The sequence below is a fragment of the Bradyrhizobium sp. USDA 4369 genome (assembly GCF_054056435.1).
The window spans coordinates 577,498-593,446 of the sequence record NZ_JBSRYH010000001.1; the positions used below are offsets into that span (position 1 = coordinate 577,498).

Consider the following 15,949-nt stretch of genomic DNA (forward strand, 5'->3'; position numbering starts at 1 on the left):
CGCGGCGGCGGGCGAGGCCCGCCGCCGGCCAGGATTCGGATCAGCGGTGGACGACCTTCTTGTTGGGGATGCCCTCGATCGGACATTCCTCGGTGCCCACCGTGGATCGGGTGAACGATTCCACCATTTCGCGGGTGCCTTCAGGATCGGCGATCCACTTGGCATAGAAGTCGTAAGGACAGGCTGCGACGCCGCTATCGCCATCGCCGGAATTGATCAGGCCGGTGTAGCCGCGATGCACGAGCTTGAAGAGGTGGTTCTGCGACTGGCCGTTCTTGCGCGCGTCCCGGATCAGCGACTTCGACAGCTGCGCATATTGCACGCCGTAATCCTCCTCGCCGCATTCGCCGAGCGTCCGACCGTCGAAGCCGATGATCGCGGAATGGCCGAAATAGGAGTACACGCCGTCAAAGCCGGAAGCGTTGGCGACCGCGACATAGACATTGTTGGCCCAGGCCATCGCTTTGGCCATGATCACCTGCTGGTCCTTGGCCGGATACATGTAGCCTTGGCAGCGCACGATCAGCTCGGCGCCCTTCATGGCGCAATCGCGCCAGATCTCGGGATAGTTGCCATCGTCGCAGATGATCAGCGAGACCTTCAGCCCCTTCGGGCCTTCAGAGACGTAGGTGCAGTTGCCGGGATACCAGCCCTCGATCGGCACCCAGGGCATGATCTTGCGATATTTCTGCGCGATCTCGCCCTTGTCGTTCATCAGGATCAGGGTGTTATAGGGCGCCTTCTTCGGGTGCTCCTCGTGCCGCTCGCCGGTCAGCGAGAACACGCCCCACACCTTGGCCTTGCGGCAGGCCTCGGCGAAGATCTCCGTCTCGTCGCCCGGAACGGTCGAGGCCGTCTCGTACATCTCCTTGGAGTCGTACATGATGCCGTGCGTCGAATATTCCGGGAAGATCACGAGATCCATGCCCGGCAGGCCGGTCTTCATCCCGACGATCATGTCGGCGATCTTGCGGGCATTGTCGAGCACCTCCGCCTTGGTGTGAAGGCGCGGCATCTTGTAGTTCACGACGGCGACGCCGATCGTGTCGTTGCTCGAAGTGATATCACCGTGCAGCATCTTGCTCTCCTTGCTACCAACCCGTCAAAAGCCTGCCATTCGCGTTCCGGCGCGCTGGCTTGCGCACCAGCTTTCTCCACGACGTCGGATCGTCACACCGCCATGTGGCGATGGACCATCGCGTCGGTGAGTTCCGAAATTTCGCCTGCTGCGACGATGCGTCCCTTCTCCATCATGGCGAAGCGATGCGCCGCATTGCGGGCGAAAGAGACGTTCTGCTCGACCAGGATCACAGTCAGCCCGATCTCGCGGTTGAGGCGGATGATGACCTGCTCGATCTCCTCGACGATCGATGGCTGGATGCCTTCATTGGGCTCGTCGAGCAGGATGATCCTGGGGTTTGCGGCCAGCGCGCGCGCGATCGCAAGCTGCTGCTGCTGACCACCGGACAGCACGCCGCCGTTGCGATCGAGATTGTTCATCAGATACGGAAACAGCTCGGCCACCAAAGGCGGAATCTCGCGCTTGCCATCGGCGCGCGCGAACGATCCCATCAGGATGTTCTCGCGAATGGTGAAGTCGGGAATGATCTCGCGGCCCTGCGGCACATAGGCGATGCCGGCACGTGCGCGCCGGAACGTCGGCTCCCGCCCGATCTCCTGATCGCCCAGCCGGATCTGCCCATCCATGCGGTCGGTCAGTCCCATCAGCGTCTTGAGCAGGGTCGTCTTGCCGGTGCCGTTGCGACCGAGCACCGCCGTCACTTGGCCATCGGGCACATCCAGCGACACGTCGTGCAGGATGTGGCTGCGATCATAGAAGCTGTCGACATGAGACAAAGCGAGCATCAGGTGATCCCCTTCGACCCGAGATAGGCCGCGCGCACCTTGGGATCGTTCTCGATCTCCGACACGCTGCCCTCCGCCAGCACCTGGCCAAGATGCAGCACCGTGATGCGCTCGGCGATCTCGCGCACGAAGGCCATGTCGTGCTCGACCACGATGATGGTGTGGCGCCCCTTGAGATTGTTGACGATCAGCGAGGTCTTGTGCGTCTCGGCCTGCGTCATGCCCGCGGTCGGCTCGTCGAGCAGGATGATCTTCGGATCCTGGGTGATCAGCAGGCCGAGCTCGAGCCACTGGGTCTGGCCGTGGCTGAGATAGGCAGCGACCTGGTTGGCCTCCTCGGTCAGCCCGATCAGCTCCAGCACCTCGTCGATCTTGGCCTTGGCCGAGAAGCCGAAACCGAGATTGGCGAACACGCCGGGATTCCTGCAGCTCGCGACCTCGAGATTGCGGCGGACCGTGAGCTCCTTGAACACGCTGGGGATCTGGAACTTGCGGCCGATGCCGGCGCGGGCGATCTTGTGCTCCTCCCAATTGGTGATCTCGGTGTCATGCACGAAGACGCGGCCGCCGGTCGACTTCGTCTTGCCGGAGATGAGATCCATCAAGGTCGTCTTGCCGGCGCCATTGGCGCCGAGCAGGACCCGCAATTCGCCGTCCTCGACGATCATCGAGACGCCGTTGACCGCCTTGAAGCCTTCGAAATCGACGCTGAGACCGTCGATGGTGAGCGCTGCCTGGGCCATGGGCTACTCCGCCGGCTGCGAGGATGGATCGTTGACGCGCAACGCCGGGGCCGGCGTGGACGGCTTCCGGGCGACGAAGCGATCGATCAGGTCATGGGCGAGACCGGCAATGCCGCGCGGCATGTAGAGCACGACCAGCACGAAGATCAGACCGATGATCGCCTTCCACGCCTCCGCAAAGCCTTCGGTCTCGCTGACGGTGGCCGAGATCATGTTGATCAGGATTGCGCCGATGCAGGCGCCCAGGATCGAGGCGCGGCCGCCGACCGCCGCCCACACCACCATGGTGATCGAGAAGCTCAGATCCATGAAGGTCGGCGAGGCGAACTCCGAGACGATGACGTAGAGCATGCCCGCGAAGCCCGCGATCAGCGCCGACACCGCGAAGAAGAAGGTCTGGTAGGCCGGAACATCGAAGCCGAGATAGCGCGCGCGGTTCTGATCGTCGCGGATCGCCTGCAGGATGACCCCTGCCCGTGTCTCGACCAGGAGCCGCGCCGCGACCAGCACGACGCTGAGCGAGACGGCGATCAGGTAATATGTGGGCACCACATAGGGATCGAACTCGAAGCCGCCGAGCTTGAACCAGCCGAGATCGGTGAGGCCGTTGAAGCCGTTGGTGACCGGCTGGGCGTCGATCATCACGAGCCGCACCAGCAGCACCAGCGCCAGCGTGATGATCGAGACGAAGACGCCGGCGATGCGCTTGCGGAACACGATCGAGCCGAGCACGAAGGCGATGGCGACCGGCAGGATGAGCCCCATCGCGACGCCGTACCATTGGCTCTGGAACGGCAACCAGAGAAACGACGCCTTGTTGATGCAGCACAGCTCGGTCTTGGCGCCGGGCTCCGCGTTCCACAGCATGAAGTCCGGCACCGGCCTGTCCGAGCCCTGCTGCAGACTGGTGGAGCTCGCGAGCTTCAGCGACATCGCCAGCATGTAGGCGCCTGCGCCGAAGAACAGGCCCTGCCCGAGATTGAGGATGCCCGCATAGCCCCAGGACAGCGCCACGGCGATGCCAAGCATGCCGAACACAAGATATTTGGCGAGACGGTTGAGCCAGAACGAATCCATGATCAGCGGCACGAGCATGATCAGGACGATGAAGGCGGCGTAGATCGCCCAGTCGATGCGGCGCTTCGACATCATGGTCAGCGTCCCTTGAGGGCGAACAGGCCCTTCGGCTTGAGCACGATGATGGCGATGACGACGCCGAACACGACGGCGCGGGCGAGGATGTCATTGGTCGCGGCCGCGACGAGGCCGTTGATCTCGCCGAGAATGCCGGCCGACAGCACCGAACCGAGCAGGCTGCCGACGCCGCCCATGACGACCACCAGAAAGCCGTCGACCACCATCGAGGTCCCCATGTCGGGGAACACAGTCTTGAAGCCGGACATCATCACGCCGGCGACACCCGCAAGACCCGAACCGAACGCAAAGGTCAGCGCATTGACGCGGGTGACGTCGATGCCGCAGGCGGCGGCCATCTTCGGATTGCGGATGATGGCGCGAACTTGCGTGCCGGCCACGGTGCGATAGATCACGAACCAGGTGGCGATGGCGAGAATGGCGGTCACCAGGATGATGAAGGCGCGATAGCGGTTGATGTCGGTGCCGGCAAAACGGAACGTGCCCTGCAGGATGTCCGGGACGCTGACGTTCTGCAGGCCGGGTCCGAGGCCCTGGATGTGGATGCCGAGGAACGACAGCCCGAATTCGAGCCGCACTGCCTGCTGGATCAGGATTGCAATGCCCCAGGTGGCGAGCAGCGTGTCGAGCAGCCGGCCGTAGAGCTTGCGGACCACGACGCGCTCGATCAGCAGCCCGAGCAGCGCCGTCACGATGAAGGCGAGCGGAATGGCAACGAAGATGTTGGTGCCGAGCCACAGGCCCGACAGCACGGTCACATAGGCGCCGACCATGACCATCTCGCCATGCGCCATGTTGATGACGCCCATTGCGCCATAGGTGATGGCGAGACCGAGCGCGACCAGAAGCAGGATCGATCCCAGGCTGAGACCGATGAACAGAACCTCGAGCATGACAGTGCCTCCCGCCATCCACCGCGCGAGGGAGGCGCGCGGTGGATGAGGTTTCCCAGACGTCAGGTTTTCAGCTTGGCCGCGTCGAGACCCTTTCCGGTGCAGAAAAGGTTCGTCGGCGTTTCGCCATAGGCGACGTAGGGAAGCGGCATGACCGGCTCCTTGTAGGCATCGATGATCTTGCCCTGCCCGTCCGGGAGCCACTGTGCGATGCGCGGCGTCAGATAGGTGTGCAGGTTTTCGGCCTCGATCTTGACGTGGCCGTTCGGCGCGTCGAACTCCTGGCCCTTGACGGCCTCGCGGATCGCGGCCGGAGAGATCTCGGCGGCCTTCTCCACCGCCTGCTTCCACAGGAACACCTGGAAGTAGGACGATTCCAGCGCGTGATGCGTCACCGCCTTCGGATCCTTGACGAATTTGCGGTAGCGTTCGATGAACGCCTTGTTGCGATCGGTGTCGATCGCCTGGAAATACGGGAACGACGTGAAGGAGCCGACGGCGTATTCCGCGCCCATCGCCGCGATCTCGATCTCCGAGGTGACGGTCGCGCAGATCGGCAGCTTGTCGTGGGTCAGGCCCTGGTTCTTGTACTCGCGATAGAACGCGATCACGGAGTCGCCGACCACGTTGGACAGCACGACATCGCAGCCCGAGCTCTTGATCTTGTTGACCATCGAGCCCCATTCGGAATGGCCGAGCTCAAGATATTCGTCGGCAATCCATTCGCCGCCATTCTTCTCGATCAGGATCTTGGAGACCTTGGCCATCTCGCGTGGATAGATGTAGTTCGATCCGACGATGAAGAACTTCTTCTTGCCGAGCGTCTTGATGATCCAGGGGATGAAGTTCGACAGCTGCTGGTTCGGTACGGCGCCGGTATAGACGACGTTCTTCGAGCACTCGAAGCCTTCGTAGTAGGTCGGATAGAAATAGAGATTGTTGCGTTTCTCGAACACCGGCAGCACCGCCTTGCGGCTCGCCGAGGTGTAGGAGCCGAACACCGTTGGGACACGATCCTGGATGACGAGCTTGGACGCCTTCTCATTGTAGGTCTTCGGATCGGAGGCGCCGTCTTCCGCGATCGCGGCGATCTTCATGCCCTTGACGCCGCCCGCCGCGTTGATCTCGCTGATCGCCATCATCGTGGCATCGTGCAGCGACTTCTCCACGATCGAGAGGCCGCCCGTCAGCGAAAACAGCACGCCCACCTTGATCTCGCCGGCGGCCTGCGCGCCGGTCGAGAACACCCATGGCGAGGTAATCAATGCGCCGCCCGCCAGGGCGCCGCTCTTCAAGAATTTGCGTCGATCGACTGCCATACCGCACACTCCCCGTTGTCCAGGCACACGTCCTCGTTCGCGCCGAAGCCCGTTGCTTGCTGCCAAAATTCGCCCAGAGCGGATCGAGCTCCGACGACGCGCTGTGCGCCGGCGGCTGTCCTCGATCCAAAAAACAAAAAAGCCCGACGAACCCTTCACGGGTTCTTCGGGCTACCTAGCCGATGCCAGACCAGCATCATCGATGGTCCGGCTGCGTTGAGAAGGATCTTCTCCCTTCAACTAATAAAAGCTAATCACCTTTCGCGCGATATTGCAAGAGCTCGTTGGCGTGAATGATCGCCGCAGCCATATCGTCCATGGACAGGCGCTTCGACATCGCCTGCTTGCGGATGCTCTCATAAGCATCAGCCTCGCTCAATCCCTGGCCATCCATCAGGATCGCCTTGGCCTTCTGTATCCGCTGGATGCCGGCGAGCTTGCGCTCCAGTTTGCGCAAGCGCTTCTCCGATTCCCGCCGCTCCAACCACAGGCTGCGCGCGATCGTCAAATTCGTGAGCAATCCAAATGGTCGGATCGGCCGCTCGATGACGGCCACCGCACCGGCCTCAAGCACCAGTTGCAGCGTCGATGGATCCTCGTAGGAGACGACGGCGATCAGGGTCGGTCGATGGTTTGCATCCGATTTCAGCAGCCGCTGAATTTCCAACCGCACATCATGTTCGATCGCGAGCAGCACCACGTCCGCGCCTTCAGCCCAGCAATCCGGCACCGGCCATTGCATCTCGACCATGCAGCCAATACGGCGCAGATGCTCGACGAGCTTGGTCCGCTCGCTGTCCGGTGGATGCACGACGTGGACCCGCAGGCCGCGCAGATCACGAAGAATTTGGATGGCCACGCCCGGATCTCCGTCCCGCCACGCTACCCCTGGACCTCAGGACCGAATGAGCTGCTGCTCGTCGACCGACCAGTCGTCGAGGCTCTGGACCACGCAATAGGGATCGGGCTTCACGCGCACGCCCGGATTCCAGACGATTTGGAAGCGTCCCTGGCCGTCGACCCGCGCGATGCGCGGCCACAAGTAAGTGTGATTGTTCTCGGGATCGACTCGGACCCGCCCCTGCGGCGCGTCGAACTCGAAATCACGCATGTTGCCGAGCACCTGCTCCGGATCATCCGTGCCGCATTTGGCCACCGCGCGCATCGCCAGATGGACCTGAAAATAGGCCGCTTCGGCGCAGGCCGTCACCGGCGCATCGTCGCCATATTGCGCCTTGAAACTTGCAACGAAGCGCCGCGCGGCCTGCGACGACAACGTCTCGAAGAACGGCGCCGCGGTGATGTGGCCTTCGGCGGCCTCCGCCCCCATCTCGGCCACCTCGGCCTCGCTGGTGCTGAGGCTCGCGATCGGCATCCGCGTCGGATCGAAACCGGCGGCGCGATAGGCGCGATAGAACTCGGCTGTTCCGCTGCCGACGACCGTCGAGAAGATCACGTCCGGCGATGTCTTCTTGATGCGGGCGATGACCTTGTCGAAATCCTTGGCTTGCGCGAGCAGCGGAACATAGATCTCGTCCAGCACCTTGCCTTTGCCCTGCACCACGAAATCGGCCATCAGGCGGTTCGACTCGTAAGGGAAGACATAGTTCGAGCCAACGAACAGGAAGCGGTTGCCATAGGTCGAGAGCAGGAAGCGCGCCAGCTGCAGCGAATTCTGGTTCGGCGCGGCACCGGTGTAGATGCAATTGCGGGAATATTCGAACCCTTCATACAGGGTCGGGTAGAACAGCAGACCGCGATGGCCCTCGACCGAAGGCAGCACGGCCTTGCGCGTGCTCGACATGTAGCAGCCGAACAACAGACGGATGCGGTCGACCTGGAACAGGCGCTCGGCGAAGGCGCGGAACTTCTTCGGGTCCGACGCGGGATCGTAGATGATCGGCTCGATGGGGCGGCCGAGAATACCGCCGGCAGCGTTGATCTCGGAAATTGCCAGCAAGGTGGCGTTGAGTTGTGTCCGTTCGATGCCCGAGGTCACGCCGGTATGCGAAAACAGCACGCCGACGCGCCAGCTTTCAGGCTGCCTTTCTGAAGAACCCATGTGACGACAGCACCACGCTCCTGAATTCGCGTTTTCCGACACCGGAGATCGGCATTGCGGACCAACGCCACCTTTATTCTGTCTAGGATGATTACTTGCTTGGCGTCAACCGCACGACCAGATGGCAGAGCTTGCGCAGCGGAGAGAGACCGAACAACAGCGGGAGTGTCATCGGTGTGCCCTGCGCTCCTCGCGCGGCGCCAGGCCGAACTGACGCCGATAGCAGCGCGCGAAATGCATCGGCGTCGCAAACCCCGTGGCGAGCGCGACCTCATGGATCGCCATCGTGCTCTGGCGCAGCAGCCCGCGCGCGTGCTCGAGCCGGATCTGCAGATAGCGGCGATGAAGGGTCGTCCCGAGATATTGCGCAAACAGACGCTCCAGCTGCCGCAACGACAGGTCGGCGCCGGCGGCCAATTCGCCAGGTGCCAGCGGACGTTCGATCCGCCTTTCCATGCGCAGCAGCGTGTCGACCAGCTTGGGATGATGCACCCCGAAGCGTTGTGCCGGCGACAGCCGCTGTGCAGCCTCGCCGCGCCTGACCTCCGTCTGCAGAAACCAGTCGCTCACCGCCGCCGCCAGCCGCGCGCCGTGATCGATCCTGATCATCGCATGCATCATATCGAGCGCCGCGATGCCGCCCGCGCAGGTGAAGCGGTCGCGATCGATCTCGAACAGCGAGCGGCTGAGCGACAAATCCGGAAAGGTCTCGGTGAACGCCGGCATGTGCTCCCAATGAAGGGTGCAGCGATAGCCGTCGAGCAGGCCAGCCTGGGCGAGGATGAAGGGACCCGCTGAGACGCCGATCATCCGGACACCATGCCGCGCCGTGCTCCGCAAATAAGAGAGAGTAGGTGGATGCGAGAAAGCGGCCGGATTTCCGCCGGCACAGACCACGATGGAGTCGAGGCGTGCGGCGCTGCCGATCGTCGCATCGGCCGGGATCCTGACGCCGTTGGAGGCAGCAATATCGCTGCCGCGGATCGCGATATGACGCCAGCGGTACAGCGTCCGGCCGCTGAGCACATTCGCCGCCCGCAGCGGCTCGACCGCCGACGCATAGGACATCAGGGCGAAGTCGGGGATCAGCAGGAAGCCGACCCGATGCGCCCGCAACTCGTCGCCGCGCGGTCCGTCGTTTTTTGACCCTTTTATGTCGTTTCTGGACATCTGTTCCGAGAGATAGCAGCGCATGATGCGATCGACAACCCGGTGATCGAAGGCGCATGCGCTATTCGCTGTTCTCTCTCGCCCGCCAGGCCCTGCGCGGCCATCGCGACTGGCAGCCGGTCTGGCGCGATGCCGCCCCGCAAGCGAGCTACGACATCATCATCGTCGGCGGCGGCGGCCATGGGCTGGCCACAGCCTATTACCTCGCCAAGGAGCACGGGATTCGCAATGTTGCCGTGCTCGAAAAAGGCTGGATCGGCTCCGGCAATGCCGGCCGCAACACCACGATCATCCGCTCCAATTATCTGTTGCCCGGCAACGAGCCGTTCTACGAATGGTCGATGAAGCTGTGGGAGGGCCTGGAGCAGGACCTGAACTACAACACCATGGTCAGCCAGCGGGGCGTGCTGAACCTCTATCACTCCGACGCGCAGCGCGACGCCTTCGCCCGCCGCGGCAATGCGATGCGGCTGGCCGGCGCCGACGCCGAGCTGCTCGATGCCGACGCCGTCAGGCGCATGCTGCCGATGTTGGATTTCGACAATGCGCGCTTTCCGATCAAGGGCGGCCTGCTGCAGCGGCGCGGCGGCACGGCCCGCCATGATGCCGTGGTCTGGGGCTACGCCCGCGGCGCCAGCGCGCGTGGCGTCGACATCATCCAGAACTGCGAGGTCACCGGCTTCGTGCGTGACGGCGATCGCATCACCGGGGTCACGACCACGCGCGGCGCGATCCAGGCCGGCAAAGTCGGGCTTGCGGTTGCCGGCAGCAGCTCGCGTGTCGCGCAATATGCCGGCCTGCGGCTACCGATCGAAAGCCACGTGCTGCAGGCCTTCGTCTCCGAAGCCATCAAGCCGCTGATCCCCGGTGTCGTCACCTTCGGCGCCGGCCACTTCTATATCAGCCAGTCCGACAAAGGCGGGCTGGTGTTCGGCGGCGACATCGACGGCTACAATTCCTATGCGCAGCGCGGCAATCTGCCGACCGTCGAGGATGTCTGCGAGGGCGGCATGGCGCTGATGCCCGCGATCGGCCGCGTGCGCATGCTGCGCTCCTGGGGCGGGCTCGTCGACATGTCGATGGACGGCTCTCCGATCATCGACCGCACGCCGCTGCAAGGACTCTATCTCAACGCCGGCTGGTGCTATGGCGGCTTCAAGGCCACGCCGGGCTCCGGCTGGTGCTTCGCGCATCTGCTGGCGCGCGATGAGCCGCATCCGGTCGCGAGCGCCTATCGCCTCGACCGTTTCGCAACCGGCCACCTGATCGACGAAAAAGGTCAGGGCGCGCAGCCAAATCTGCACTGAGGCCAACCATGCGAATTCCCTGCCCGTTCTGCGGCGAGCGCGACGTCAGCGAGTTCGCCTATCACGGCGACACCGCGAAGCGGCCTGATCCGGCCACCGACGATGTTCAGCGGCGCTTCTTCGAGGCCGTCTATCTGCGCGACAATCCCGCCAGCGAGCATTGCGAGCTCTGGTATCACGCGCAGGGCTGCCGCAGCTGGTTGATCGTGGCGCGCGACGTCCGGACCCACCAGGTGCTCGGCGCCACGCTCGCGACGCGAGGCGCGGCATGACATCGGCCTCCAACCGGCTCGCCTCCGGCGGCCTGATCGATCGCCGCAAGCCCATCGGCTTCAGCTTCGACGGCCGCAGCTATCAAGGCTATGCCGGCGATACGCTGGCCTCGGCGCTGCTTGCCAATGGTGTTCGTCTCGTCGGCCGCTCCTTCAAATATCACCGTCCGCGCGGCATCCTGACCGCGGGGCCCGAGGAGCCGAACGCGCTGGTCGAGCTGCGCGCCGGCGCCCGGCGCGAGCCGAACACGCGTGCCACCACCATCGAGCTGTTCGACGGCCTTGAGGCCTGGAGCCAGAACCGCTGGCCGTCGCTGCGCTACGATGTCGGGGCGATCAACTCGCTGCTGTCGCCGCTGTTCGTCGCCGGCTTCTACTACAAGACCTTCATGTGGCCCGCTGCGTTCTGGGAGAACGTCTACGAGCCGGCGATCCGCCGGGCCGCCGGTCTCGGCCGCGCCAGCGGCGAGGCGGACCCCGACACTTACGAGAAGATCAACGCCTTCTGTGACGTCCTGATCATCGGCGGCGGCGCGGCCGGGCTCGCCGCGGCGTTGGCCGCCGGGCGCAGCGGCGCGCGCGTCATGCTGTGCGACGAGCATTGCATGCTCGGCGGGCGGCTCAACAGCGACCTCAGAGAGGTCGATGGCCGGCCAGGCGCCGATTGGGCGCGACACGTCACCGCCGAGCTCGAGGCTTTGCCGAATGTCCGCATCCTCAGGCGCACAAGCGTGTTCGGCGTCTATGATGGCGGCACCTATGGCGCGCTCGAGCGGGTGTCCGATCATCTCGCCGAGCCGCAGCCGCATCAGCCGCGGCAGCGCTATTGGAAGATCGTCGCCAAGCGTGCGGTGCTTGCGAGCGGCGCGATCGAGCGCCCGATCGTGTTCGGTGGCAACGATCGTCCCGGCGTGATGATGGCCGCTGGCGTGCGCAGCTATCTGAACCGCTACGCGGTCAAGCCCGGACAGCGGGCCGCGGTCTATACCGGCTGCGATGACGCCTGGACGACCGCGTTCGATCTTGCCCGCAGCGGCGTCACGGTGGCGGCCATCATCGATCACCGCGAAACGGTCGCGCCGCAACTCCGTGCCGAGGCAACACGACTCGCCATTCCCGTCGATCTCGGGGCTGACGTCACCCAGACGCGCGGCGGCCGCCACGGCCTGCAGGCGATCACGGTGCGGCGGGCGGATGGGCGAGAACAATGCTTGCCGGTCGACCTGCTGGCGATGTCGGCGGGCTGGTCGCCACACCTCGCACTGACCACGCATCTCGGACAAAGGCCGCGCTGGTCCGATGCCCATGCCGCCTTCGTGCCGGATGCATTGCCGCCGGGCATGAGCGTCGCGGGCGCGGCGGCGGGGGTCTTCGGCCTCGCCGAGGCCCTGCAGCAGGGCACAGCGCTCGGCGCCGCTGCCGCAGAGGCGACGGGCTTTGCCGTCGCCCCCGCCACGGCGCCGCGGGCGGACGATGAGGCCATCGCGCTGGCGCCGTTCTGGCACGTCGCCTCGCCATCGAAGGCCTTCGTCGATTTCCAGCACGACGTCACCAGCGCCGATGTTGCGCTCGCGGCGCGCGAGGGCTTCCGCTCCGTCGAACTGCTCAAGCGCTACACCACGCTGGGCATGGCGACCGACCAGGGGAAGACCTCGAACATCAATGGCCAGGCGATGATGGCCGAGCTGACGGGCCGCAGCATGGCCGAGATCGGCACCACGATGTTCCGCGCGCCGGTGACGCCGGTCGCGATCGGCGCTCTCGCGGGGCATCACCGCGGCCGCGACTTCCGGCCGACGCGCCTGACGGCCGGACATGGCTGGGCCGAGCAGAGCAATGCAAGCTTCGTCGAGGCCGGCGCCTGGCTGCGCGCGCAATGGTTCGCGCAACCGGGCGAAACCGACTGGCTCACCGCCGTCTCGCGCGAGGTGCGCGACGTCCGCAGCAAGGTCGGGGTCTGTGATGTCTCGACGCTCGGCAAGATCGACGTCCAGGGCAGCGATGCCGGCACCTTCCTCGACCGCGTCTATATCAACATGTTCTCGACCTTGCCGGTGGGCAAGACGCGCTATGGCGTGATGTTGCGCGAGGACGGGTTGGTGCTGGATGACGGCACGGCCGCCCGCTTCGCGCCGGATCATTATGTGGTGTCGACCACGACCGCGAACGCCGCCAGGGTCATGCAGCATCTGGAACATGCGCGCCAAGTGCTGTGGCCCGAGTTGGACGTGCAACTCGTCTCCGTCACCGAGCAATGGTCGCAATATTCCGTCGCGGGCCCCCGCGCCCGACAGCTGTTGAACCGCCTGCTCGGCGACGTCATCGATGTTTCCGATGCCGCTTTGCCGTATCTCGGATGCGTCGAATTCACCTGGCGCGACGTGCCGGCGCGGCTGTTCCGCGTCTCCTTCTCCGGAGAACTCGCCTATGAGATCGCCGTGCCGGCACAATATGGCGACGCGGCGATCCGCGCCATCATGGAAGCCGGCGCGGAGTTCGGCATCACGCCCTACGGCACCGAGGCGCTCGGCGTGATGCGCATCGAAAAGGGCCATGTCGCCGGCAACGAGATCAACGGCACCACGACAGCCGCCGATCTCGGCCTAGGCCGGATGATGTCGCAGAAGAAGGACTATATCGGCCGCGTGCTGGCGCAGCGGCCCGGGCTCACCGATCCCGACCGCCCGACGCTCGTCGGCCTGCGGCCGATCGATCCGATGTCACGGCTACGCGCCGGCGCTCACATGGTCGCGCTGGGCGCAGCGCCGACGACAGAGAACGACGAGGGCTATGTCACGTCGGTCGCGTTCTCTCCCGCACTCGGACATTGGATCGGCCTTGCCCTCGTCAGGCGCGGACCGGCGCGGCACGGCGAACGCATGCGCGCCTATGATCCGGTGCGCGACGGCGACACCGAGGTCGAACTCGTCTCGCCGGTCTTCATCGATCCACAGGGAGCGCGGCTCCATGGCTGAGCGCAGTCCGTCGTCACATGCCACGCTCGCCGACGCCGCGCCCGCGCCGCCCGGCAGCCAGGTCACGATCACCGAGCGAGCCGATCTCGGGCTGGCGACAGTGCAGGTCCGCAAGGGCCAGGACGCGGCCTTGCGCCAGGCGATCCGGCAACATTACGGCGTCACACTGCCGGATCGACCCGCCGTGGCCAGCGCCGACACGATCGCCTTTGCAGGGCTCGGTCCGCAGCATTGGCTCGGCATTGCCGACGGCAGCAGCCATCGCCTGGCCGCGGCCTTGAAGGCCGCAGTCGGCCCCCTCGCCTCCATCGTCGACCAGAGCGGCGGATATGTCGTGTTCCGCGTCGGCGGCCCCGCCATCAGCGACGTGCTCGCCAAGGGCTTTCCGATCGACCTCCACGAGCGCGCCTTCCCGCCCGGCGCGGCAGCCACGACGGTGGCCGCACATATCGGCGCCATCATCTGGCGCAACGACGACCAGGACGGATGCGCCTCGTTCGACATCGCCGTATTCCGCAGCCTATCCCGCAGCTTCTGGCACTGGTTCTCGGAGGCGGCGGCGGAGTTCGGCTGCGAGGTGAAGCCGTCATAGAGCAGCGCGACAATCGATGGCCACGCCTTCGCGCGGCTGGTCCCGCCCGATGACTTTGTTCAGCCTACGGACTAACACTCCGCCCTCTCCACGTCATTGTCAGCGCAGCGAAGCAATCCAGAATCATTCCGCGGAGACAGTCTGGATTGCTTCGTCGCTTCGCTCCTCGCAATGACGCGCGGGACGATCTCGGCTCACTTGGGCGTTGTCATGCGAGCGACAGCACCCGCTCAGCAATCGAGCGTCGTTTCGCGCTCCCACGCGGTCAGATGGCGCGCATAAGCGTTCCATTCCTCGGTCTTGAGCTTGACGTAGCAGGGAATGAAATCGCCGAGCTTCTCGGTCAGGACCGGCGAGGCCTGCAGCGCGCGGATCGCATCGAGCAGGTTGAGCGGCAGCTTCTTGCCGGTCTTCACCGTGTGGCCGTCGGTGTACATGTTGATGTCGAGCCGCGGGCCCGGGTCGCGATCATTGGCGATGCCGTCGAGCCCGGCGGCGAGCAGCCCGGCCTGCAACAGATAGGGATTGGCGGCACCGTCGGCGAGGCGGACCTCAAAGCGGCCGGCTTCGGGAATACGGATCAGATGGGTCCGGTTGTTGCCGGAATAGGTCACCGAGTTCGGCGCCCAGGTCGCGCCCGATGTCGTCCGCGCCGCGTTGATGCGCTTGTAGGAGTTGACGGTCGGGTTGAACAGCGCGGCCAGCGCATCGGCCGAATACATGATGCCGCCGAGGAACTGATAGCCCAATTTGGACACGCCGAGCTCGCCGGCCTCGTCTTCGAACAGATTGCGGCCGTCCTTCCACACCGAGACATGGGCATGGCAGCCATTGCCGGTAAGATCGACGAACGGCTTCGGCATGAAGGTGGCGCGCAGCCCGTGCTTCTCGGCAATCGAGCGCACCATATATTTGAAAAAGGCGTGGCGATCGGCGGTTTTCAGCGCGCTGTCGAACTCCCAGTTCATCTCGAACTGGCCGTTGGCGTCCTCGTGGTCGTTCTGATACGGCTTCCAGCCCAGTGCCAGCATGGCGTCGCAGATCTCGGCGATCACCTCGTAACGCCGCATCAGGGCCTGCTGGTCGTAACACGGCTTCGACTGCTTGTCCGCGACATCGGACGGCGCGCTGCCGTCGGCGGTGATCAGGAAGAACTCGCATTCGACGCCGGATTTCAGCTCATAGCCCTGCGCCGCCGCATCTGCGACCATGCGCTTGAGCAGATTGCGCGGCGCATGTGCCACCGGCTTGCCGTTCATCCAGGGATCGGCCGCGAGCCAGCCGACCTCCGGCTTCCACGGCAGCTGGATCAGGCTCGCCGGATCGGGCATCGCGAACACGTCGGGATCGGCCGGGGTCATGTCGAGCCAGGTCGCGAAGCCTGCGAAGCCAGCTCCGGTCTTGACCATGCCGTCGATCGCCGCCGCCGGCACCAGCTTGGCGCGCTGCACGCCGAACAGGTCGGTATAGGAGATCAGGAAATATTTGATGCCCCGCTCACAGGCGACGGCATGGAGGCTACTCGACATGATTCCCTCTTTGAGTCCTTGAAGACCCCGGCATCGTCCATCCGTCGATCGCGTCAGCGGCGCGCG

14 protein-coding genes are annotated in these 15,949 nt (G+C 64.7%); 4 read left to right on the top strand and 10 right to left on the bottom strand.

The features are described 5' to 3' along the window. Positions 1-40 precede the first annotated feature (40 nt). From ACVIJ6_RS02675 to ACVIJ6_RS02715, 9 genes are all read right to left on the bottom strand, one after another. Positions 41-1,078: an aliphatic amidase gene (locus tag ACVIJ6_RS02675; RefSeq protein ID WP_456771371.1), complete on the bottom strand. Its 1,038-nt coding sequence runs from the start codon at positions 1,076-1,078 to the stop codon at positions 41-43. 92 nt (positions 1,079-1,170) lie between these two features. Further along, positions 1,171-1,866, bottom strand: a complete 696-nt coding sequence (gene urtE / locus ACVIJ6_RS02680) for an urea ABC transporter ATP-binding subunit UrtE (RefSeq protein ID WP_012042180.1) — start codon at positions 1,864-1,866, stop codon at positions 1,171-1,173. Next, positions 1,866-2,609 carry an urea ABC transporter ATP-binding protein UrtD gene (gene urtD / locus ACVIJ6_RS02685; RefSeq protein ID WP_456771372.1) on the bottom strand — a complete coding sequence of 248 codons (744 nt, stop codon included), beginning with the start codon at positions 2,607-2,609 and terminating at the stop codon, positions 1,866-1,868. Before urtD ends, urtE begins: the two co-directional genes overlap by 1 nt. 3 nt (positions 2,610-2,612) lie before the next feature. Then, the gene (gene urtC / locus ACVIJ6_RS02690) at positions 2,613-3,761 is read right to left on the bottom strand and encodes an urea ABC transporter permease subunit UrtC (protein ID WP_456771373.1); all 1,149 of its coding nucleotides are present in this window, start codon (positions 3,759-3,761) and stop codon (positions 2,613-2,615) included. Between the two features lie 2 nt (positions 3,762-3,763). Then, positions 3,764-4,657 (bottom strand): urea ABC transporter permease subunit UrtB, encoded by an 894-nt coding sequence (gene urtB / locus ACVIJ6_RS02695; protein WP_456771374.1) that lies wholly within the window; start codon positions 4,655-4,657, stop codon positions 3,764-3,766. Positions 4,658-4,719: 62 nt separating this feature from the next. Beyond that, a complete protein-coding gene (locus tag ACVIJ6_RS02700; RefSeq protein ID WP_456771375.1) occupies positions 4,720-5,976 on the bottom strand; it encodes a transporter substrate-binding protein in 1,257 nt (418 codons plus the stop codon). A 250-nt stretch (positions 5,977-6,226) separates the two neighbouring features. After that, positions 6,227-6,835: an ANTAR domain-containing response regulator gene (locus ACVIJ6_RS02705; RefSeq protein ID WP_456771376.1), complete on the bottom strand. Its 609-nt coding sequence runs from the start codon at positions 6,833-6,835 to the stop codon at positions 6,227-6,229. A 36-nt stretch (positions 6,836-6,871) separates the two neighbouring features. Beyond that, positions 6,872-8,038 carry a transporter substrate-binding domain-containing protein gene (locus ACVIJ6_RS02710; protein WP_456771377.1) on the bottom strand — a complete coding sequence of 389 codons (1,167 nt, stop codon included), beginning with the start codon at positions 8,036-8,038 and terminating at the stop codon, positions 6,872-6,874. Positions 8,039-8,206: 168 nt separating this feature from the next. Continuing rightward, complete coding sequence (locus ACVIJ6_RS02715) at positions 8,207-9,232, bottom strand: GlxA family transcriptional regulator (RefSeq protein ID WP_456771378.1); 1,026 nt, start codon at positions 9,230-9,232, stop codon at positions 8,207-8,209. 32 nt (positions 9,233-9,264) lie between these two features. On the opposite strand from ACVIJ6_RS02715, the gene ACVIJ6_RS02720 reads away from it, so the two are divergent. The 4 genes from ACVIJ6_RS02720 to ACVIJ6_RS02735 are packed head-to-tail and all read left to right on the top strand — an operon-like array spanning position 9,265 to position 14,354. Beyond that, complete coding sequence (locus tag ACVIJ6_RS02720) at positions 9,265-10,515, top strand: sarcosine oxidase subunit beta family protein (RefSeq protein WP_456771379.1); 1,251 nt, start codon at positions 9,265-9,267, stop codon at positions 10,513-10,515. 8 nt (positions 10,516-10,523) lie between these two features. Beyond that, positions 10,524-10,787 (top strand): sarcosine oxidase subunit delta, encoded by a 264-nt coding sequence (locus ACVIJ6_RS02725; RefSeq protein WP_456771380.1) that lies wholly within the window; start codon positions 10,524-10,526, stop codon positions 10,785-10,787. Next, complete coding sequence (locus tag ACVIJ6_RS02730) at positions 10,784-13,762, top strand: sarcosine oxidase subunit alpha family protein (protein ID WP_456771381.1); 2,979 nt, start codon at positions 10,784-10,786, stop codon at positions 13,760-13,762. The genes ACVIJ6_RS02725 and ACVIJ6_RS02730 overlap by 4 nt, the downstream gene beginning before the upstream one ends. Further along, a complete protein-coding gene (locus ACVIJ6_RS02735) occupies positions 13,755-14,354 on the top strand; it encodes a sarcosine oxidase subunit gamma (protein WP_456771382.1) in 600 nt (199 codons plus the stop codon). The genes ACVIJ6_RS02730 and ACVIJ6_RS02735 overlap by 8 nt, the downstream gene beginning before the upstream one ends. Positions 14,355-14,584: 230 nt before the next feature. Here ACVIJ6_RS02735 and glnT read toward each other — a convergent pair whose 3' ends face one another. Then, the gene (glnT, locus tag ACVIJ6_RS02740; RefSeq protein WP_456771383.1) at positions 14,585-15,883 is read right to left on the bottom strand and encodes a type III glutamate--ammonia ligase; all 1,299 of its coding nucleotides are present in this window, start codon (positions 15,881-15,883) and stop codon (positions 14,585-14,587) included. Between the last annotated feature and the right edge of the window lie 66 nt (positions 15,884-15,949).